22 protein-coding genes are annotated in these 19,489 nt (G+C 52.1%); 17 read left to right on the forward strand and 5 right to left on the reverse strand.

Features of this window, described 5'->3' with window-relative positions:
- Nucleotides 1-130 precede the first annotated feature (130 nt).
- The gene (tyrS, locus tag H8B09_RS17250) at nucleotides 131-1,399 is read left to right on the forward strand and encodes a tyrosine--tRNA ligase (protein WP_191204794.1); all 1,269 of its coding nucleotides are present in this window, start codon (nucleotides 131-133) and stop codon (nucleotides 1,397-1,399) included.
- 82 nt (nucleotides 1,400-1,481) lie between these two features.
- Here the strand turns inward: tyrS and H8B09_RS17255 are convergent, their stop codons facing one another.
- Complete coding sequence (locus tag H8B09_RS17255; protein WP_191204795.1) at nucleotides 1,482-1,748, reverse strand: hypothetical protein; 267 nt, start codon at nucleotides 1,746-1,748, stop codon at nucleotides 1,482-1,484.
- 261 nt (nucleotides 1,749-2,009) lie between these two features.
- On the opposite strand from H8B09_RS17255, the gene H8B09_RS17260 reads away from it, so the two are divergent.
- From H8B09_RS17260 to H8B09_RS17320, 13 genes are all read left to right on the forward strand, one after another.
- Nucleotides 2,010-2,576, forward strand: a complete 567-nt coding sequence (locus tag H8B09_RS17260; protein WP_191204796.1) for a TetR/AcrR family transcriptional regulator — start codon at nucleotides 2,010-2,012, stop codon at nucleotides 2,574-2,576.
- 132 nt (nucleotides 2,577-2,708) lie between these two features.
- Nucleotides 2,709-3,833: an ABC transporter permease gene (locus H8B09_RS17265; RefSeq protein WP_191204797.1), complete on the forward strand. Its 1,125-nt coding sequence runs from the start codon at nucleotides 2,709-2,711 to the stop codon at nucleotides 3,831-3,833.
- On the forward strand, nucleotides 3,833-4,543 hold the full coding sequence (locus H8B09_RS17270; protein ID WP_191204798.1) for an ABC transporter ATP-binding protein: 711 nt from the start codon (nucleotides 3,833-3,835) through the stop codon (nucleotides 4,541-4,543). The genes H8B09_RS17265 and H8B09_RS17270 overlap by 1 nt, the downstream gene beginning before the upstream one ends.
- A 246-nt stretch (nucleotides 4,544-4,789) precedes the next feature.
- Nucleotides 4,790-5,371, forward strand: coding sequence for a sulfurtransferase TusA family protein (locus tag H8B09_RS17275; protein WP_191204799.1), 582 nt, complete (start codon nucleotides 4,790-4,792; stop codon nucleotides 5,369-5,371).
- Nucleotides 5,372-5,417: 46 nt separating this feature from the next.
- A complete protein-coding gene (locus H8B09_RS17280; protein ID WP_191205151.1) occupies nucleotides 5,418-5,813 on the forward strand; it encodes a DsrE/DsrF/DrsH-like family protein in 396 nt (131 codons plus the stop codon).
- 48 nt (nucleotides 5,814-5,861) lie between these two features.
- Nucleotides 5,862-6,089, forward strand: a complete 228-nt coding sequence (locus H8B09_RS17285) for a sulfurtransferase TusA family protein (RefSeq protein WP_191204800.1) — start codon at nucleotides 5,862-5,864, stop codon at nucleotides 6,087-6,089.
- A gap of 311 nt (nucleotides 6,090-6,400) precedes the next feature.
- The gene (locus H8B09_RS17290) at nucleotides 6,401-7,198 is read left to right on the forward strand and encodes a sulfite exporter TauE/SafE family protein (RefSeq protein ID WP_191204801.1); all 798 of its coding nucleotides are present in this window, start codon (nucleotides 6,401-6,403) and stop codon (nucleotides 7,196-7,198) included.
- Nucleotides 7,199-7,284: 86 nt separating this feature from the next.
- Complete coding sequence (locus H8B09_RS17295) at nucleotides 7,285-7,881, forward strand: class I SAM-dependent methyltransferase (protein WP_191204802.1); 597 nt, start codon at nucleotides 7,285-7,287, stop codon at nucleotides 7,879-7,881.
- 130 nt (nucleotides 7,882-8,011) lie between these two features.
- Nucleotides 8,012-8,494 carry a MarR family winged helix-turn-helix transcriptional regulator gene (locus H8B09_RS17300; RefSeq protein WP_191204803.1) on the forward strand — a complete coding sequence of 161 codons (483 nt, stop codon included), beginning with the start codon at nucleotides 8,012-8,014 and terminating at the stop codon, nucleotides 8,492-8,494.
- Between the two features lie 28 nt (nucleotides 8,495-8,522).
- Nucleotides 8,523-9,746 carry an MFS transporter gene (locus H8B09_RS17305; protein WP_191204804.1) on the forward strand — a complete coding sequence of 408 codons (1,224 nt, stop codon included), beginning with the start codon at nucleotides 8,523-8,525 and terminating at the stop codon, nucleotides 9,744-9,746.
- A 177-nt stretch (nucleotides 9,747-9,923) separates the two neighbouring features.
- Nucleotides 9,924-10,352 carry a hypothetical protein gene (locus H8B09_RS17310; protein WP_191204805.1) on the forward strand — a complete coding sequence of 143 codons (429 nt, stop codon included), beginning with the start codon at nucleotides 9,924-9,926 and terminating at the stop codon, nucleotides 10,350-10,352.
- Nucleotides 10,330-10,815: a nitroreductase family protein gene (locus H8B09_RS17315; protein ID WP_191204806.1), complete on the forward strand. Its 486-nt coding sequence runs from the start codon at nucleotides 10,330-10,332 to the stop codon at nucleotides 10,813-10,815. The genes H8B09_RS17310 and H8B09_RS17315 overlap by 23 nt, the downstream gene beginning before the upstream one ends.
- A 55-nt stretch (nucleotides 10,816-10,870) precedes the next feature.
- Nucleotides 10,871-11,230: a prolyl oligopeptidase family serine peptidase gene (locus tag H8B09_RS17320; protein ID WP_191204807.1), complete on the forward strand. Its 360-nt coding sequence runs from the start codon at nucleotides 10,871-10,873 to the stop codon at nucleotides 11,228-11,230.
- Between the two features lie 124 nt (nucleotides 11,231-11,354).
- Here the strand turns inward: H8B09_RS17320 and ahpF are convergent, their stop codons facing one another.
- Together ahpF and ahpC are read right to left on the reverse strand one after the other, a co-directional pair.
- Nucleotides 11,355-12,887 carry an alkyl hydroperoxide reductase subunit F gene (ahpF, locus tag H8B09_RS17325; protein WP_191204808.1) on the reverse strand — a complete coding sequence of 511 codons (1,533 nt, stop codon included), beginning with the start codon at nucleotides 12,885-12,887 and terminating at the stop codon, nucleotides 11,355-11,357.
- Nucleotides 12,888-12,900: 13 nt separating this feature from the next.
- The gene (ahpC, locus tag H8B09_RS17330) at nucleotides 12,901-13,464 is read right to left on the reverse strand and encodes an alkyl hydroperoxide reductase subunit C (RefSeq protein WP_191204809.1); all 564 of its coding nucleotides are present in this window, start codon (nucleotides 13,462-13,464) and stop codon (nucleotides 12,901-12,903) included.
- Between the two features lie 427 nt (nucleotides 13,465-13,891).
- Here ahpC and H8B09_RS17335 point away from each other — a divergent pair, with 427 nt between their 5' ends.
- Complete coding sequence (locus H8B09_RS17335; RefSeq protein ID WP_191204810.1) at nucleotides 13,892-15,865, forward strand: GTP-binding protein; 1,974 nt, start codon at nucleotides 13,892-13,894, stop codon at nucleotides 15,863-15,865.
- Nucleotides 15,866-15,874: 9 nt separating this feature from the next.
- On the opposite strand, the gene H8B09_RS17340 is transcribed toward H8B09_RS17335, so the two are convergent.
- Nucleotides 15,875-16,726 (reverse strand): CPBP family intramembrane glutamic endopeptidase, encoded by an 852-nt coding sequence (locus H8B09_RS17340; RefSeq protein WP_191204811.1) that lies wholly within the window; start codon nucleotides 16,724-16,726, stop codon nucleotides 15,875-15,877.
- Complete coding sequence (locus tag H8B09_RS17345) at nucleotides 16,723-17,367, reverse strand: TetR/AcrR family transcriptional regulator (protein WP_191204812.1); 645 nt, start codon at nucleotides 17,365-17,367, stop codon at nucleotides 16,723-16,725. The genes H8B09_RS17340 and H8B09_RS17345 overlap by 4 nt, the downstream gene beginning before the upstream one ends.
- A 211-nt stretch (nucleotides 17,368-17,578) precedes the next feature.
- Between H8B09_RS17345 and H8B09_RS17350 the strand changes: the two genes are divergently transcribed.
- Together H8B09_RS17350 and H8B09_RS17355 are read left to right on the forward strand one after the other, a co-directional pair.
- Entirely contained in the window at nucleotides 17,579-18,703 is a 1,125-nt protein-coding gene (locus H8B09_RS17350; protein ID WP_191204813.1) for an SGNH/GDSL hydrolase family protein, read from the forward strand.
- A gap of 83 nt (nucleotides 18,704-18,786) precedes the next feature.
- Nucleotides 18,787-19,458, forward strand: coding sequence for a hypothetical protein (locus H8B09_RS17355; protein WP_191204814.1), 672 nt, complete (start codon nucleotides 18,787-18,789; stop codon nucleotides 19,456-19,458).
- Nucleotides 19,459-19,489: the final 31 nt, after the last annotated feature.

The following is a 19,489-nucleotide window of genomic DNA, read 5'->3' on the forward strand; positions in this document are numbered from 1 at the left end:
AGAAGCATCGGCAGCTTCTTTAATTAGGGTGGTACCGCGAGAAGACAGTCTCTCGTCCCTTTACAGGGATAAGAGGCTGTCTTTTTTATTTTATCCATGGATACAATCATTCGAGGGAGAGTAGATGAACATGGAGAAGGAAGCACAATTGCAATTGTCGGCAGAACAGCAACGCGAGGTAGAACGTCAACTAAGCATTATTCGCAGAGGTGCAGCAGAGATTGTTCCAGACGATGCGTTGGCGCGTAAGATAGCGGCATCCGTTGTGAACGGCAAGCCCCTGAAGGTGAAGCTGGGTCTAGACCCTTCTGCGCCGGACATCCATATCGGACATACCGTTGTGCTTCACAAGATGCGGCAGTTCCAAGATCTCGGCCACGAGGTGCAGCTGATCATCGGCGATTTCACCGGAAAGATCGGCGACCCGACAGGCAAATCCGAGACGCGGAAGCAGCTGACGGAAGAGGATGTACGGCGGAATGCAGCAACCTATGAGGCGCAAATGTTCAAAATCCTCGACCCGCAGAAGACGAAGTTCTACTTCAACTCGGAGTGGCTCGGGGCGATGAAGTTCGAAGACGTGCTGCAGCTGGCGGCGAAGCTGACGGTTGCCCGCATGTTGGAACGGGATGATTTCGCTAAGCGCTACGCGAACAACCTGCCGATTCACATTCACGAGTTCTTCTACCCATTGATGCAAGGTTATGATTCCGTATCGCTCGAGAGCGATATCGAAATCGGTGGTACCGATCAAACGTTCAACATTCTGATGGGACGGACGCTGCAGAGCGCATTCGGCTTCCAGGACAGCCAAGCTGCTATCCTGATGCCACTGCTCGAAGGTCTTGATGGCGTTCAGAAAATGAGCAAAAGCCTCGGCAACTACATCGGCATCGACGAAGCGCCCAACGATATGTTCGGCAAGACGATGTCGATTCCGGATGAGCTTATGCTCAAATACTACGAGCTGAGCACAATGATTACGAACGAGGAGCTCGCCGCGCTGCGCCAAGGTCTGCAAGACGGCACCGTTCATCCGCGTGACGCGAAGGTTCAACTGGCGAAGCAGTACGTCAGCATGTACCACGGTGAAGAGGCGGCCGAGCAGGCGGAGCAGCATTTTGTAACGGTGTTCTCGAAACGCGAGATGCCTGACGAGATCGAACCGTTCCAGGTTGATGCAGAGCTGCTTGAAGACGGCGGTGTAATCGTGAGCAAGCTGCTCGTGGGGCTTGGATTCGCATCGTCCAGCAGCGAAGCGCGCCGCAGCGTCGCGCAGGGTGCAGTGAAGCTGAACGGCGAGAAGCTGCTCGACCCGAACGCGCGTATTGCGGTCAAGGGCGGCGACATCATTCAAGCGGGCAAGCGCAAGTTCGCGCAGCTGGTGATCAAAGGATAAAAGAAGAATCGCTATCGAGGAGCATGAGCCCTGTAGCCTAACAAGCCCGATGCTTTAACCAAGCAACGGGCTTTCTTTCTTGCTATTTGATAGGGTAGCGTTCGATAATGGATTGATGCGCTTCGGGGTGCTTCAGAATAAAATCTCGCGCTTTATTCATTTCGGACGGAGGCAATTTCCCGGCCTCAACAGCAATCACAATTTGCGAATAATATTCTGCTTCTTCAACGGTAAACTTTCTCTCGATCGGCGACGGCGTGGCTTGTCCGTTGTTTGCTTGCGCATAAACGGCAGCGCCGCCTACTGCCAGCGTCGCAACGACAGCGCACAGAATCAGTGTCTTCTTCAATTTCTCTCTCCTTTTTTTACAAGATCATACATACGACGCTTATTCATGATCAAAAGTTTCGAGGTGAACCGAGTTTTGTGCTGCGTTCACATCCCGCGTTAAACGGAATGGCAGTTCCGTCGTTCAAGTCGTAATGGAGCTCGTTACGGCAATTGACAGCATAAATTGATTCTACTTCCCCTTGTTCAATACAATATTGGCTGTCTTTCTCCCTCAAATTTGATAAACTAATGACATTCGGACGGATAGGAGATGGTGTGAATGGGCCGGAAGAGAAGTTATACGGAAGCGGAGCTGCTCGATGTAACGAAGAAGCTGCTGCTGGAGCATGGCTATGACGGCTTCCACCTGAAGCTGTTGTCCGAGCACCTGGTTGGGGCGCGCAGTACGATCTATCAATATTTCGCGAACAAAGAGGAGATCGTGGCGGCGTGCATGAAGCGCGTGATGCGAAGCATCATGTCCAAGTCGGCAGAGGTCGATGAGACCGACTCCCTTGCTGCGCTGCAGCAAATTCTATATGTTTACGTGGAGGAGTCGGACTTCCACCAGTTGCTGGGCGACGCGCACAAGATCAATGTAGCGAATTCCGAAGCCGCAGCGCGCGACATGTCATATATCGAGCAAGGCCACGAGGAGTTAAAGGTCCAATTGGGCCGCATATTCGCTAAGGCAAACGGCGAAGGAAATCTCCGGCAAGACGTGCCGCTTCCCGCGCAAATTAGTGTGTTCTTCAACCTCATTAATACGCCGAATGTACTCCGCATGCCGCTTGACGAGTGGAGCAAACTGTTATTCAGCATGTGGATGAAGGGCGTTGCGAAGTAACGCTTCGTCGTTAATTTATTTGACACCAGTGTCTAATATATTGTTTAATGGATTTGATGAGAATTCGAAGCAGCAATAGCGCGCATCGAATCAGACACAAGTGTCAAATAAGTTAGGGGAGTGAGTTTTGGCATGTATCTAGCATGGCGAGAAATCAAACGGAATCGGATGAAATTCTCATTGATTGCAGTGATTTTCATCCTGATTGCTTGGCTTGTGTTTATCCTGTCCGGTCTTGGCAATGGCCTGCAGACGCTGGCTGCCGCCTCGTTCAAGAACATGAAGGCAGACTATGTCGTGCTCGAGCAGGGCTCGAACGCCTCGGTGAGCAAATCGCTGCTGTCGGCGGACGGCATCGATATCGTCAGTAAGATGCCGAACGTGCGCGGCGCTTCGCCAGTGGGCACCACGATGGGAACTGTGCTCAAGGGCGATGCCTCGGATCCTGCAGCGGGCAAAGTAGATGTCGCGATGATTGGGATCGAAGCCGGCAGTTTCCTTGAGCCGGCTGTCATTGAAGGCAGCGGCCTGTCCAGCGATCGAGCGGATGGCGCGATCGTGAACAAGTCGATGAAGGATGAGGGCTTCAAGCTCGGAGACACGCTGCGGCTCGATGGCTCGAACGAAACGCTCACTATCGTTGGTTTCGTCGAGAATGAGACGTATAACCACGTCGCATCTGTTTTCCTGCCGATCGATAAGTGGCGGACGATTACGTTCGCAGCGCCGGGCTCCGACAAAGGCATCCGCAATCCGGTCAATGCCCTCATCCTGCAGGGCAGCAAGATCGATCCTGATGCTGTAAACGCTGCGCTGCAGGGGACCGACACGGTTACGCTGGCAGCGGCCATTATGGGCATGCCCGGATACAAAGAGGAGAGCGGAAGCATTACGATGATGTTGGCCTTCTTGCTCGTCATCTCGGCATTCATGCTAGGCGTTTTCTTCTATGTGTTCACGCTTCAGAAGTCCAATCAGTTCGGTGTCCTGAAGGCTATTGGCGCAAGAAACGGTTTTCTTGGCAAGGCCGTTGTTTCGCAGGTTATGGTGTTGTCTATCTTTAGCATACTTGTAGGGGTAGCCCTCACATATGCCGTAGCGTCGTTCTTGTCGAAGGCCATGCCATTTATTCTGGATACGAAGCTGGTTATCATTTATTCTATCATTCTGCTTGTCATTGCATTGCTGAGCTCGTTGGCATCGGTTCGCAGCATTACGCGAATCGACCCATTGAAGGCGTTAGGGAGGGTTGAATAATGGCACAAGGATTAGATATGCATGGGGTCAGCCACTATTACAACGAGGGCAGCAGCCGGACGACCGCGCTGGACCGTGTTTCCATATCGGTAGAGCCAGGCGAATTCATCGCGGTCATTGGACCCTCAGGCTCGGGCAAAAGCACTTTTCTTTCCGTTGCGGGCGCGCTTCTTCAAGCGTCCGAGGGCGAAGTCAAGTTGAATGGAACATCGATCTCAAGCGTCTCCGCCAAGGAGCTCTCTCGCATAAGATTGCATGATATCGGCTTTATTATGCAGTCATCCAATCTTGTTCCTTATTTGAATGTGGAGGAGCAGCTGCACATTATTAAGAAAATGGCTGGCAAGGTCACGAAACAGGACAAAGCCTATGCAGCTCAACTGCTTGATGAGCTTGGACTTGGCGAGAAGCACAAAGCTTATCCCGATGAGCTTTCCGGCGGCGAGAAGCAGCGAGTGGCAATCGCCCGGGCGCTGATGAATGATCCGCAGGTCATTCTCGCAGACGAACCGACGGCCAGCCTGGATACGAAGCGAGCCCACGAAGTTGTCTCCTTGATCGCCAAGGAAGTAAGGTCGCGCAGGAAAGCGGCAGTTATGGTTACCCATGACGAGCGAATGCTCACTTATTGCGACAGGGTTTATCGGATGGCAGATGGTCAATTAACGTTGGACCAGATGCAGCCGGCTCAAGAACTAGTAAGCCGTTAAGCGGCTTCTTGCAATTTCAATTGCATGGCGTACCAATGGCCAAGGACGGAGTGACTCCGTCCTTGGTTTCTTTGTTTATGGTGAAATATACCAAGTTGACAATTGGGAGCTTCGAGCGTAAGATGATGACATGCAATTCAATACCTGTAGGGGTATGAGTATAAGATTAAATGACGTATTCTTCGGTCGCTTATCCAGCACAATAAATTCGGGTAAACAACAATCATTTCAGGGAGGGGTTTGATCATGGCTGCTAACGGCATTAAGGCCAACCATACGCTGGACTGCAAAGGTCTTGCCTGCCCGATGCCCATTGTTCGTACGAAGAAGGCAATGGACCAATTGGACCCAGGGCATGTCATTGAGGTGGAAGCAACGGACAAAGGCTCATTGGCCGATATCCAAGGTTGGGCAAAGAACACGGGGCATCATTATTTGGGAACGGTGCACGAAGGGGAAGTGCTGAAGCACTACATTCGTAAAGCATCGGCCGGAGAAGCTCAGCCGGAGCGTAAGTTTCCTCGTATCGTTTCGAACGAGGAGCTGGAGCAAGTGCTCGCTTCGGCAGGGAAGCCAACGATACTGGATGTGCGTGAGCCTGCGGAATACGCATTCAGTCACATTCCGGGCGCTAAGACGATTCCGCTTGGCGAGCTGGAGAATCGAGTGGGCGAGCTAAGTCAGGAAGAGGACATTTATGTGGTCTGTCGCACGGGCACTCGCAGCGATCTTGCCTGTCAACTGTTGGAGAGCAAGGGTTTTGCTCGCGTCCACAATGTGGAACCGGGCATGAGCGGCTGGGCAGGTGCATCGGAGAGAGAAGCTTGAGTTACAGTGAAAATCACAATTAATTAAACCTATTAGGAGGCTATTCATAATGACTAAAGTAGCAATCATCGCAAGTAACGGCGGACTGTTTGACGCATACAAAGTATTCAACATCGCAACGGCTTCTGCAGCAACCGAAGCGGAGGTAGCTATCTTCTTTACCTTCGAAGGGCTGAATCTCATTCACAAAGAAGCGCATGCGCAGCTTCCTCTTCCAGCGGGCAAAGAGCAGTTCGCAGAAGGCTTCAAGGCGGCCAATGTTCCTGGCATTCCTCAGCTTGTGGAAATGGCTCAAGAGCTGGGCGTCAAGATGATTGCCTGCCAGATGACGATGGATGTCATGAATTTGCCCAAAGAGGCATTCATTGATGGCATCGATGTAGGCGGAGCTGTTACATTCCTTGATTTCGCTAAAGACGCTAACGTAACGCTCTCGTTCTAATCCGTCTTTCAATAGCAAGAACAGAATATATAAGTGGGAGGAATAACAATGAATGTAGATTTGAAGGTCGATGCTAGAGGTCTCGCATGTCCAATGCCGATCGTACGGGCGAAAAAAGCGCTAGACGGCTTGCAGCCGGGACAAATCATGGAGGTTCTGTCGACGGATAAAGGCTCGATCAACGACTTCCAAGCTTGGATTAAGCAAACGAACAACGAGCTTGTCGAGCACAAGGCTGAGGATGGCCTATTCAGCTTCTATGTGAAGAAGAAATAACTCTGAGCAACGAGCATGGGCTTCTTCCGTGCTCGTTGCTTTAGGTCCGATCATATACAATTCGAACGCCTAACGTGCAGTAGTTCTCTTCCTTGTAATGACCATGCGGACATTGTTTGGTGAAGCATACAGAGTTATGGGAAGCCACGAGCTTCTGTTTGCAGCTTGGGCATGTTGGAGTGAACAAAGCTTTAATACGTGCGAACATGCTAATCGCTCATTTCTTATTTGTTTTGTTGGTTTTATTATAGTTGATCATACAACATTCGTATATGGCCATTTTTTACTTTTTCTCATGAGAGGGGGCTGCAATGGATACACTTTTCTATATCACCATGACGCTTCTAGGATTTGTCGGCTCCTTCTTCTCGGGCATGCTCGGCATTGGGGGCGCTGTCATCAACTATCCGCTGCTGCTTTATGTGCCTTCCGCTTTAGGCGTTGGACATTTGTCCGCGCATGATGTCGCTGCGATCAGCATGTTCCAAGTATTTTTCGCCTCGCTGGCAGGCGTTCTGGCTTACCAGCGGAGAAGCGGAACAGAGGGCAGTGTTCTGCATAAAGGACTTGTTGCCTATATGGGAACAAGCATCTTGGTTGGCAGCTTGATCGGAGGCGTCGCTTCGGGCGGGCTTGATGCTGATGGCATTAATCTTATTTACGGCATATTGGCGGTAGTTGCGGTTATTCTTATGTTGATTCCGAACCGAAGCGCCCAATCTGGCTCGAATGAAACGCTTCAGTTCAATAAATTCATTGCGGTTAGCGCTGCTTTTATCGTAGGCATCGTTTCCGGCATTGTCGGCGCTGGCGGCGCCTTTATGCTTATCCCGATCATGCTGACGGTTCTTCGCATTCCGACTCGCACGACTATTGCGTCCTCTCTGGCTATTGTGTTCATCTCCGCGATTGGAGGCGTTATCGGTAAGTTGATTGGAGGCGGCATACCGCTGTGGCCGATGGTATTTACCGTTATAGGCAGCTTGATCGGCGCTCCCATAGGCTCCAAGGTGGGCGCCAAGTTGGATGTCCGTCTGCTTCGATATGGTCTGCTGATTCTAATCGGATTCACCGCGGTTAAAGTTTGGATGCCCATACTTGTGAAGTAACCGTCTTCTATCTAGATGGTGCGGCGACACGAAAGAACGAACATTAGCTGCATGAAGCATAGAAACATAGAAGGGGCTGCTTGCACTTGAAGAAGGAATGGAATGAAAGGTTCGGTTCAACGGATTATGTTTATGGGGTACAGTCGAATGCCTTCATTAAGGATCATTCATCCCGTCTAACCGGGACTCGCATTGTCGCTTTCGCGGAGGGCGAGGGCCGCAATGCCGTCTACTTAGCCACACAGGGCTTTGACGTCACAGCTTGGGATTACGCGGATAACGGGCTCAAGAAGACCGAGCAGCTTGCTGAGCAATCAGGGGTTAAGGTGAAGACGGAGTTGGTGGATTTGATCCATGACTCTGTAGTGCCTGGAGCATATGATGGTGCCATCATGGTGTTCGGCCATTTCCCGAAGGAAAGCCAGCCTGCTGTATTGGAGAAGCTGATTGCCGTCGTGAAGCCTGGGGGAACGGTGATGGTCGAGGTTTATTCAGAGGAACAGCTTCGATACAAGACGGGTGGTCCGAAATTTGCCGATATGCTGTATCGTGCACAGGACATGTTGGCGTGGGCAGAACAGCATCAGGTGGTTCATTTCTTTTATGGCGAACAGATAAGGGAAGAAGGCAAGCTGCATACCGGGGCCGGCCATGTCATTCAAGTCATTCTAATCAAAACATAGCGCAAACAAGCAGATAACCCGCGAGTCGGTCACTTCCTTAAGTGAATGTCTCGCGGGTTTTATTTGACTTATTTAGTTGTTTGACTTATAGTTGTCTAAGCAACTAATTTACAGTGAAGGTGATCTGAACATGTCGGAGACATCGAATAAATCACACGATAACAGCCAGCTGCCGATCGGATTCGCGCTCGGGTTAACGTATAGGAAAGTATCGGGATTGTTTCAGCATCGGCTGAGTCCCTATGGCGTTACGCCAGAGCAATGGTCGGCGCTTTATCAGATCGATCGATCGCAAGGACTGATTCAGAAGGAAATTGCAGAACGGACGGGTAAGGACAAGCCAACGACAACGCGCATTCTGGACCATCTAGAGAAGAAGGGCCTCATCTACAAAAAGCCCGGCGAGCGCGACCGGCGGTCGTTTCTCGTCTATAGCACGGAGCTCGGAAAGTCGGTCATTCGTGAGACGACGTCGATCGAGGATAGCGTAACCGAGGACGTTCGCAGCTGTCTGACCGATCAGGAATATGACAAGATGCTGGAACTGCTGCAGCGCATTCGCGAGACGATTGGCAGTCTTGACAGCGCGGGCCGGCAGACAGAGGACGAGTAAGAACAATAACATAAAGGGGGACGCAACTATGCAGCAGGAACAATCACAGGCTCCGTTATGGACACGGCCTTTTATTGCATTGACCGCTAGCTTTTTTCTCTTATTCTTAAGTTTGCAAATGCTCATCTCCTCCTTCCCCGCCTATGTTAAGGAGGAATTCCACGTTGGCAACGTACAGGCCAGCATGGTTACATCCGTATTCGCGCTGTCGGCTATCGTCGCACGGTTCGCAACGGCTGCTCTTATGCGCCGGTTCACTCGGATGAAGCTGTTGATCGCCGGACTTATTATTGCAGGCATTACGACGGCGCTGTATACAACGGTCGGTGACTTCTACAGCTTCTTGGGGCTGCGGATCGGCTATGGCATCGGCTTTGGTATGGCGAGCACGATTCTGCCGACGTTCGTTTCCAGTATCATTCCGATCAAACGAATGGGCGAGGGCATTGCTTATTTCGGACTGTCGACCAGTCTAGCGATGTCGGTCGGGCCTTCCATCGGACTTAACGTGATGGATCAGGCGGGCTTCGGCCCGCTCACGATGGTTGGATTGGCGTCTGTCGTGCTTATTTTCCCTGTTCTGTTGGTATCGCGCTCCAAGCGCACACCAATAGAAACGGAGGCTCAGGCGCCTAAATCGAATGCCTCTGGCAAACCGGCGAAGATTGGCGTCAGTCGCAACCTAGTATTCCCTGTCATCCTGAATGCAATGCTGTCCATCACGTATAGCGGACTGCTCAGCTTCCTTGTACTGTTCGGCAAAACGGTACATATCGAGCAGGTTGGTCTGTTCTTCCTGTTCAATGCCGTTACGATCATCCTGATTCGTCCGATCTCAGGACGCATCTTCGACCGCAGAGGCCACCGCGCCGTTCTGATTCCAGCAGGCGTACTCGTCGCAATCAGCATGGTGATGTTGTCGAACGCCCATAGCATGCCGATGCTGATCATCTCCGCACTTATCTATGGACTCGGCTTCGGTGCTATTCAACCAACGATTCAGGCATGGATGATCCGTTCCTCCAAGCCAGAACAATACGGTATGGCGAATAGCATGTACTACAACTCGACCGACTTCGGCATCGCGATCGGCTCGATTCTGCTGGGCGTCGTATCGTCGGCAACGAGCTATCCGACGATGTACATGTACTCAGCCGGTGTTATGGCGTTGTTCGCCGTTCTGGTTGTGGTGCAGGCGGTTCTAGCGATTCGGAAGAGCAAGTCGGAGCCGTCGGGCGTACTTCCTTTGTAAGAAGTAAAAGTGTTAGATGTAAGAGCATCTCATCCGAGGTGCTCTTTTTTTTGTTTGCTCGGGGCAAGAGCGGTCTTCTCCCTTCGCTTGACATTACCTTTATCGTGGTATACATTTGTATACATAACGATAAACGTATACAAATGTATACATTTATACAGTGAGGAGGAAGTGGAAATGCGAGAAGGCAAACACGGAGGGCATCAGGGACATCGTGGACATGATCATAGAGGTCATGGTGATCATGGAGGTCGTGGCGGACGTGGGCACAGACATGGGGAAGGCCATGAGCATGGCAAGCACCGGTTTCACAGCGCGCAGACGTTCCGCAGAGGCAGAGCGCTCGCTTTCCTGGAGACATTGAGCCTTAAGCGCGCCACGCTGCTCCAGCAATTGAATCAGCCGGAATATGAGGCGATTAAACCTGTTATCAGTGGTGAGCTGAAGGCGACGGATGCAATCATTCAAGAGTTCATCCATGCATTCGAGCTGCGCGAGATGCCGCCGCAAGAAGATACGCCAAGCGATGAAGATAATGATACAGCTATAGACAAAGCAGAAGATGGAGAGGAAGAAGCGACACATGACAGTAATCGACTTGATTAAAAGCCGTCGTACAATTAAAACGTTCAAGCCTGACCCGATTGCCGAAGATGACCTGCTTGCTTGGCTTGAAGCAGCGTCCTATGCACCGAACCATCGGCTGAACGAACCGTGGGAAATTCGTATGGTCGGACCCGAGACGCGTGCAAGACTGCGGCATAAAACGGACTTCGGCGGCGCGCCCGTCGTGCTTGCCATCGTCTCAAGACCCGCGGCTACGCCATTCGAGCGAGACGAGAATGTAATGGCGGTATCCTGCTTCGTTCAGAACCTGTTGCTTGCAGCGCATGAGGGAGGCGCCGGCGTATATTGGGCTTCACTCGGTGCGCTGCCGCATAACCGCGACATTCTAGGCGTACCGCAGGACTATGATGTCATCGGCGTGTTCGGCATCGGTTATGCTGCCGAGGCGCCTGCTGCGAAGCCTAGAACGGCTATTGATGCACGCATTACTTATTTGGACTAATTCATTAGAAGGAGCCGAGGCGGATGTCTGAGCTTACGCAATCCATTGTAAGCAAATGGTTAGATGTACCCTATGGTACGGAGTCTGTCAGGTTCATCATGCAGCAGACTCGCCGGAGTCGCGGCTGCTTGGCAGCGCCATTGCAGAGGTGCCGGAGCTTGTACGAGCGGCGAATCCGGAGACGTATATCTCGGAGCGTACGCCACCGTTCCTGATACAGCACGGGACGCATGATCCGCTTATTCCGACGATGCAGTCGGTCATCTTCGCGAAGAAGCTGCAGGCTGTGATCGGCAGCGACAAGGTGAGCTTGGAGCTGCTCGAGGGTGCCTGCCATGGCGGCGAGGCATTCGAGACGCCGGCCAATGTGAATCGCGTGCTGGACTTCATTGATAAGTATCTTAGAACCGGATAAAGAATGCGGACGAGTGAGGCTGTTCCCCGAATGAATGGGGGGCAGCCTCCTCTTGTGTTTACCCCAACAAAAGCGAAAAAGCCGCCTAACGATCGCAGAGACCGTTAAGCGGCTGGATAATAGCTTAGTAGTTACGAATCAGGTAGTCGAATGCACCAAGCGATGCAGTAGCGCCCGAACCCATCGAAATGATGATCTGCTTGTACGCGCTGTTCGTGCAGTCGCCTGCAGCGAATACGCCAGGGAGCGTCGTTGCGCCTTGACGGTCAACAACGATCTCGCCCATACGGTTGCGCTCAACGTTTTCGCCGAGCCAATCCGTATTCGGTACGAGACCGATCAAGACGAACACGCCTTGCAGCTCGATGTGCTGCTCCGCACCTGTGTCGCGTTCAACGTAGGTAATGCCGTTTACTTTGTCCGTACCCGTAATTTCCTTTGTTTGAACGTTCTTCAGTACTGTTACGTTAGGCAAGCTGAACAAGCGCTTCTGCAATACCGAGTCGGCCTTCAGTTCTGGCATAAACTCAAGCACCGTAACGTGGCTTACGATGCCAGCGAGGTCAATCGCGGCTTCAATGCCGGAGTTGCCGCCGCCGATAACGGCTACATGCTTGCCTGCAAACAGAGGACCGTCGCAGTGCGGGCAGTAGGCTACGCCTTTGTTCTTGAACTCTTGCTCACCCGGAACGCCAACATTACGCCAGCGTGCGCCAGTCGAGACGATAACCGTCTTACTCTTCAGGACAGCACCGTTCTCGAGCTCAAGTTCGATCAGGTCTTTCTTCGTGAGACGCTTCGCGCGCTGCAGATTCATAATATCGATGCCGTATTCCTTCGCATGCTCTTCAAGGCTCGCTGCAAGCTTCGGACCTTCCGTGTACTTGACACTGATGAAGTTCTCGATGCCGAGCGTATCCATGACTTGACCGCCGAAGCGTTCTGCCACGATACCCGTACGGATGCCTTTGCGAGCAGCGTAGATTGCTGCGCTTGCGCCAGCAGGGCCGCCGCCGACGACGAGCACATCGAATGGCTCTTTATCGGAAAGTTCCGATGCATCTGGGCCGGTGCCGAGCTTCGCAAGAATTTCTTCGAGCGACATACGGCCGCTGCCGAACGATTCGCCGTTCAAGTATACCGTAGGTACAGCAAGAATGTCCTTGCTCTCTACTTCTTCCTTGAACGCCGCGCCATCGATCATCGTGTGCGAGATGTTCGGGTTCAGAACGCTCAGCACGTTCAGCGCTTGCACGACATCCGGGCAGTTGTGGCAGCTCAAGCTGATGTAGGATTCGAAACGATATTCACCCTTGATCGCCTTGATTTGATCAATAACGTTCTGATCGACCTTCGGCGCTCTGCCGCTCACTTGCAGGAGGGCGAGCACAAGGGATGTAAATTCATGTCCCAGCGGGACGCCAGCGAACGTAACACCAGTATCTTCGCCAACACGGTTGACGCTAAAGCTTGGCGTTCTCTCGAGCTGCGCCTGCTCTACGGTAATCCGGGAAGACATGCTGGCAAGTTCATTGACCAATGCCAGCATCTCTTCAGATACGCTATCCGACCCCGCATTAACCTTCAGCACGACGTCGCTTTCTAAGAGCTGCAGATACTGATTTAACTGTGCTTTGATTTCGGAGTCGAGTGCCATAGATATCCGCTCCTTAGATTTTGCCTACGAGATCGAGGCTTGGTTTCAGCGTTGCTGCGCCTTCTTGCCATTTAGCAGGGCATACTTCGCCTGGATTGTTGCGAACGTATTGAGCTGCTTTGATTTTGCCAACGAGGATGCTTGCGTCACGGCCGATGCCGCCAGCGCTGATCTCAACGGATTGGATAACGCCGTCTGGATCGATGATGAACGTACCGCGATCAGCCAGACCGTCCTCTTCGATCAGAACGTCGAAGTTGCGGGAGATCGTATGCGTAGGGTCGCCGATCATTGCGTACGTGATTTTGCCGATCGTTGCCGAGCTGTCATGCCAAGCTTTGTGCGTGAAGTGAGTATCCGTGGATACGGAGTATACTTCAGTGCCAAGTGCTTGCAGAGCAGCGTATTGGTTCTGCAGGTCTTCGAGTTCCGTAGGGCATACGAACGTGAAGTCCGCTGGGTAGAAGCATACTACGCTCCATTGACCTTTGAAGTTAGCTTCCGTAAGTTCGATGAATTGACCGTTTTTAAAAGCGGTTGCTTTGAATGGCAGTACCTCTTTACCGATGAGAGACATGTTCATTACCTCCAAATATATATGGTGTTGCCTGGCATACTGTACGGATGACCGGTAGCGTGCTGGGCTGATAATCATTGTCTGTTAATAATAATTCTAATCTAGCTTTTTGTCAAGAAATCTGACGTCTTATTTCTAGGCTTGAATCGGACTTGATCTGGCACTCGACAAAGTCCCACACGATACTGTGTTCCAAGAACAGTCAAATCATTCATACAGACGTATGTAATCGCGCCAACTGGGCGTAGACAAGGTTCATTTTACCATAAATACAGACGCCATACTATGTGCCATGGAGAACGATTCTCACTATTCACAGAACTATAACATATAGGAGATATCAGGACGAAATCCGCCCTCATGAGCTATGATAATGGAACAGGGAATCACGATATTTACAATCTAACGGGGAATTAAGGAGAGTCGCATGAGACCGATAACATTAGGCATGTTCGCGCACGTCGATGCGGGGAAGACGACATTGGCCGAGCAACTGCTTTACCATACGAATAGCATTCGGGAACGAGGACGTGTTGATCACAAGGACGCTTACCTCGACAGTCACGAGATTGAGCGGGCGCGAGGCATTACCGTATTCGCAGATCAGGCGGTCATGTCCTATAAAGATGCTACTTATTATTTGATCGATACGCCGGGGCACGTCGATTTCTCGCCGGAGATGGAACGAGCCATACGGGTGATGGATTACGCCATTCTTGTCGTAAGCGCGGTGGAAGGGGTGCAGGGACATACGGAGACGGTGTGGCAGTTGCTGCACAAGCATCGCATTCCGACGTTCTTCTTCCTCAATAAAATAGATCGCGTTGGCGCTGACGTCGAACGGGTAATGGACGAGATTCGCATGCATCTGACGGCGGATGCGTGCAGTCTGACCGGTAACTTCGCTGGCGGCGAGGTTGGTGAAACGCTGCGGGAGAGCCTGGCGGAGCGGGATGAGCAAGTGTTGGACGTATTCCTATCCGGTTCGGGGGATCGGGCCTATTGGCTCCAGACCCTGCGCGAGATGGTCGGCGGGTGCGTCATTTATCCGTGTGTAAGCGGCTCAGCACTGCAGGACGAAGGTGTTGAGGCATTTCTGGACCAACTGCACCTATTGACGTTGAACGAGGTGAGTGGCGAGGAGCAGGCCAAGTTCGGTGGACGCGTCTACAAAATCCGTTACGACCAAAGCGGTGTGCGTCATACGTACATAAAGGCGCTGTGCGGAACGTTGAAGGTGCGCGATGAGCTGACGTATTGCATCCGCGGGAGCGAAGGCGACGAGCAGCTAACCGAGAAGGTCACTCGGCTGCTCATCGTGAATGGAACTCGGTCCCAGCCGGTTGATCAGGTGGCCGCAGGCGATCTGTTCGCCGTTATCGGGCTTTCGGCTGCGGAGACGGGGCAAGGTGTAGGCGCCTGCTCGGACAGGCTGGATTATGAGCTGGTACCTACATTGACTTCGAAGGTGAACTTCCCGGATACGCTCAATGTGAAGGATGTGCTTCGAGCATTCCGTATGTTGGACGCCGAGGATCCGTCCTTGAATGTAATCTGGGAGGAGACGCTGCAGGAAATCCATATCCACGTTATGGGCGTCATTCAGCTCGAAGTGCTGCAGCAGATCATGAGGGATCGGTTCCAGATACCGGTGACGTTCGGCACTCCTGAGATCTTATATAAAGAAACGATTGCGAGCTCCGTCCGAGGCTGCGGCCACTTCGAGCCTCTGAAGCATTATGCCGAGGTGCATTTGCTGCTTGAACCGGCCGAGCGAGGGAGTGGTCTGACGTTCGAGAGCGTATGTCATCCGAATGAGCTAAGCATCGGCAGTCAGAATGTAATCCGAACGCATCTATTCGAGCGTGAGCATCACGGCTTGCTAACGGGTATGGCGTTAACAGACATTAAAGTTACGCTGCTGAAAGGTGCAGGGCATAACGAGCATACGCATGGCGGCGACTTCCGCGAAGCAACGTTCCGCGCGCTGCGGCAAGGGCTGGAGAAGGCGGACAATGTGCTGCTGGAGCCGTATTATCTATTCAAAATCCGTGTCGAGCTCGATGATCTCGGCAAAGTGCTGTCGGACATTCAACGGGCGAGCGGCCGGTTCGACCCGCCGCATACGACGACGACGCACGCCGTCATCACAGGCAGCGTGCCTGTTGCCACCTTCATGCATTACAGCGCCGAGCTTGCCGCGAATACGCATGGCAGAGGCACGATTCATCTCGCATTCGGCGGCTATGACCGCTGTCATAATGAACAAGAGGTCATTGAACGCAAGGCATACCGGAAGGATGCGGACCCGCTGTATTCGTCTTCCTCGATCTTTTGCGCGAAGGGACATGGATATATCGTGCCTTGGGATGAGGCAGAAGCGAAGATGCATCTGTTATAGAGAAATATGCTAAGCCGATCTTGTTAGTGGAGACAGCTGCTGACCCGTCCCCGAATCGAGGAACAACGCTTTGTCCTTCGCAATGATCCAGACCGCAATGATAGCAAGCACAACCGTCACGACACATTTGGTGAAATTGGTGATCAGGAAAGCCTCCGAGCAGACAACGACGACGGCATGGAAGACGATCGCGGCAATCATGCTGCGGTTGTTCTTGTAGTAGAGCCAGTTGGTGATAATGGTCAAGGGAATGACGCTGATGAAGAAATTGATGGCGAAAACGATATTCTCCTGAAGCAGATTGTAGTGATAGTAGTCTTGTACGAAGAACAGCGGCAGATGCCAGACTGCCCATAACGCACCGAATAGCAGCGTTGAATGAAGCACTCGGAACCGACTCCGCAGGCTGTCAATGCCGTAACCGCTCCAGCCAAGCTCCTCCAGCGCTGGGGCTAGGAATGGAATGATCCAGTTCAGCACGGCGCTGCCTTCGGTGATGTTGAATTCAGCTGTCAGTCCCAATTGATCGATGGACTCGCCCAGAGGCAGCGATACGAAGATCGAGATGATGATGACGGCCGGCATAAACAGCAAGATGAACGGAACATAGGCGGGCTTGATAAGCTTCGGGTTAACCAGCTTATTGTTGAAGTCACGTCGGAGCGGCCTGCTGCGTGAAGTAAAGATCAGGATGAGCGCGGTGATCAGCGGCCCGAGCAGGCCAAGTCCCATCCAGGAGCCAACCGTCGTTTCAGTCCCTCCATGAGTGCTGTACCATGCGGCTGTAAACCAAGTGATCCAAGTGATAAGAAAGGTAATGGCGAAAAATCGTAGTGGTCGATAGGTCCATGACGTTGTCATACGTTGCCTCCTGATCCGCTTAATAGCTGCGTAATAAAGTGGAATGTGCCTTGTGCTGCCCCGAGAATCGTTTCCATCACGTAGACGAAGGCCTGCGCCTTCTTCAGCAGCTCCTCCGGCTGCCAATGAAATAGCCCCTCATCGAACAGAAACTGCGAGGATACGAGAAGGAATTCGACAGATTCTTGGGGATAAGGGGTTGCGAATGCCCCTTCTCGAATGCCTTCCTCTACAACAGCAGTCAGCACCGGGGTCAGCCGCGTGATCGTTTCGATCAAGCTCTTCTGATGCATCTCGGCATTATTGATTTGGTGCAGCTGCTCGATCATTTGCTCCTTGCGCGGCGTGTCCGACATGTTCTGTGCCATTACGATATGGAAGATCTTCTCCGGTGCCGTAAGCGTTGGGTTACTCGCAACGACCTGTGCGGCTTCTACACCACTTGTAATGAATCGATCGATGATCGCATCCATAACCTCTTCCTTTGACTTGAAGTAATAATAGAAAGTCCCTTTGGCAATGCCGATTGCGGACAAAATATCATTGATCGTCGTTTGCGTATATCCCTGTGAGGCGAACAGCATCTCGGAAGCGTCCAATATTTCATTCCGGCGCTCTTCGGGTTTCTTGATGTTCCGCATTGATTCATCTCCTTCTATTATAGACCGACCGTCAGTCTATACTAATTATATCCAATTACAACAGGTGGTCAACAGCAAAATGGATTTATAGGAATTATTCGGAAGACCACTGGTTTGGACCTTATGATTACAGTGCACTTAGAATCGTTCTTGACGAACGCAGCGGCTGCATCAAATATAGAGATAGACAAGCGAATTGGAGGGGTATTCATTGAGAACGGAAGAGCAATTGCAAGTACATGCACTAACCGATATCGATCACCTCAAGATTCATGGCAGAACGACAGGGCGGCTGTCCCCGCTGACGTTGTTCTGGACCGGCAGCGGGATGGAGCTGAACGCGAAGGCTTCAGAGCTGTGGATTGAGGTTGAAGCTCATTACTATAGCTACGAGCCTTGGATTAGCATCGTCATCAACGGTGCTGTGGTCAGCAGGCAGATGATTACGGAAGGTCGTCGGTGGATTTGTGTCTTCCGTGGGATGAACGGAGACGCGGTAAAGAACGTTCGGATTGTGAAGGACGTGCAAGCGATGAGCGAGGATCCGCGCTGCTCTCTACAGATTCATGCAGTGAAATTCGACGGCGAACTGCTTCCTGTTGAAGATCGGCCTAATAAAATAGAATTTATCGGAGACAGCATCACCTCAGGTGAAGGTTCGACCGGAGCGAATCAGGAGGCGGACTGGATTCCGATGTGGTTCAGTGCGCTCGACAATTACACGGCAATAACGGCAGATGCGCTGAATGCCGACTATCGTGTGGTCTCGCAGAGCGGATGGGGCGTCCTGACAAGCTGGGACAATAACCCGAACAACAACATTCCAGCCTACTACGAGCAGGTATGCGGTCTGCTTACAGGGGATGACAATGAGGGGCTTGGTGCGCATGAGTCTCATGACTTTGCTGCTTGGCAGCCAGATGTCGTCGTTGTGAATCTCGGAACGAATGACGGAGGAGCGTTCTATTCGGCAGAATGGCGTGATCCGTCAACTGGCGAAATACATAAACAACGCCTCAATGAGGATGGCAGTTTTAATGGGGAAGATTTAGCGGCATTCGAATTGGCGGCCGAGCAATTCCTCGTGAAGCTGAGACGGAATAACCCGAAAGCACATATTGTGTGGGCTTACGGCATGTTGGGAACGCCGATGCTGCCTGCTATTAGCCGAGCGGTTGAGGCATATGCCAATCAGTCAGGCGATCGCATGCTCTCGATCTGCGAGCTTCCGAATACGACGGACGAAACGGTTGGGGCAAGAAGCCATCCCGGTCTCCTAGCGCATCGGCAAGCGGCATTAGTGTTAACGAAGCATATTGAGCGGCTGCTAATTTAAGGACGGCCGCGACCGCTATTTGAACCATACATTCCATTCCACGGTGATCACATACAGCACGCAGGGACACGGAGGCGTAGACAATGATTCAGCGATACATCTATCGGGCGGCATGGCAGCAGGGTCGGAAGGAAGAAGGGATCGAAGCGCTGGCGGCGAGCGGGCAAGCATTGGAGCTTGTACAACAAGGGCGTCTCATGACGGCGGCGGCCTTTCACTGGCGCGACAATTTGTTCCTTTACTATGAGTGCATGGAAGGGGAGGTTACTCCTGATGAGTTGGCCGGTGCGACAGAGACCTACCTAAGCGACTGGCCAGGGCAAGCCGAGCCGCGTAAGTGGATTCGGATGGTCGATGTGTTCCATTTCAACGAACCCGCGGATACCGAGCATTGGCTGCGGAAGTCGCCGGTTGAGCAACGACGCGGCCGCGTTGCGCATCTGAAGCCGGATATGGTGAGCAGCTATATTTATTACCATTATCAGCTTCAGGAGGAGCGGGCGTTCTTCGGCCCCAAATATGAGATCATCGGCATGCACGAGAATCTGTTGTTCGGGTATCAGGAGTTTCCGAGTGTGGTGGAAGAGCCAACGGTACAAGGACGCTTGAACACGAAGGGGACGCCGGAGAATTGGGGCGACTCGCGGATGGATCTGCATTTTCAGCCGTGGGACGATGATGGCTATTTGTATTTCAAACCGATTGAGCAGATCTTCGCGTATTATATTGGGGATTTGAAGCAGGAAGACGAATAAGTCAATTAGCGCCAAAACAGCCGCATTGCGG

It is taken from the genome of Paenibacillus terricola (assembly GCF_014779765.1).
Classification (GTDB): domain Bacteria; phylum Bacillota; class Bacilli; order Paenibacillales; family Paenibacillaceae; genus Paenibacillus_T; species Paenibacillus_T terricola.

Bases quoted from the DNA above. Each gene is read 5' to 3' on its own strand.
- H8B09_RS17260 (WP_191204796.1), top strand. From the start codon at position 2,010: ATGGGCCGGAAGAGAAGTTATACGGAAGCGGAGCTGCTCGATGTAACG.
- H8B09_RS17285 (WP_191204800.1), top strand. From the start codon at position 5,862: ATGAATGTAGATTTGAAGGTCGATGCTAGAGGTCTCGCATGTCCAATG.
- H8B09_RS17310 (WP_191204805.1), top strand. From the start codon at position 9,924: ATGCGAGAAGGCAAACACGGAGGGCATCAGGGACATCGTGGACATGAT.
- H8B09_RS17305 (WP_191204804.1), top strand. From the start codon at position 8,523: ATGCAGCAGGAACAATCACAGGCTCCGTTATGGACACGGCCTTTTATT.
- tyrS (WP_191204794.1), top strand. From the start codon at position 131: ATGGAGAAGGAAGCACAATTGCAATTGTCGGCAGAACAGCAACGCGAG.
- H8B09_RS17290 (WP_191204801.1), top strand. From the start codon at position 6,401: ATGGATACACTTTTCTATATCACCATGACGCTTCTAGGATTTGTCGGC.
- H8B09_RS17265 (WP_191204797.1), top strand. From the start codon at position 2,709: ATGTATCTAGCATGGCGAGAAATCAAACGGAATCGGATGAAATTCTCA.
- ahpC (WP_191204809.1), bottom strand. From the start codon at position 13,464: ATGTCTCTCATCGGTAAAGAGGTACTGCCATTCAAAGCAACCGCTTTT.
- H8B09_RS17275 (WP_191204799.1), top strand. From the start codon at position 4,790: ATGGCTGCTAACGGCATTAAGGCCAACCATACGCTGGACTGCAAAGGT.
- H8B09_RS17340 (WP_191204811.1), bottom strand. From the start codon at position 16,726: ATGACAACGTCATGGACCTATCGACCACTACGATTTTTCGCCATTACC.
- H8B09_RS17320 (WP_191204807.1), top strand. From the start codon at position 10,871: ATGGTTAGATGTACCCTATGGTACGGAGTCTGTCAGGTTCATCATGCA.
- H8B09_RS17270 (WP_191204798.1), top strand. From the start codon at position 3,833: ATGGCACAAGGATTAGATATGCATGGGGTCAGCCACTATTACAACGAG.
- H8B09_RS17355 (WP_191204814.1), top strand. From the start codon at position 18,787: ATGATTCAGCGATACATCTATCGGGCGGCATGGCAGCAGGGTCGGAAG.
- H8B09_RS17300 (WP_191204803.1), top strand. From the start codon at position 8,012: ATGTCGGAGACATCGAATAAATCACACGATAACAGCCAGCTGCCGATC.
- ahpF (WP_191204808.1), bottom strand. From the start codon at position 12,887: ATGGCACTCGACTCCGAAATCAAAGCACAGTTAAATCAGTATCTGCAG.
- H8B09_RS17335 (WP_191204810.1), top strand. From the start codon at position 13,892: ATGAGACCGATAACATTAGGCATGTTCGCGCACGTCGATGCGGGGAAG.
- H8B09_RS17315 (WP_191204806.1), top strand. From the start codon at position 10,330: ATGACAGTAATCGACTTGATTAAAAGCCGTCGTACAATTAAAACGTTC.
- H8B09_RS17345 (WP_191204812.1), bottom strand. From the start codon at position 17,367: ATGCGGAACATCAAGAAACCCGAAGAGCGCCGGAATGAAATATTGGAC.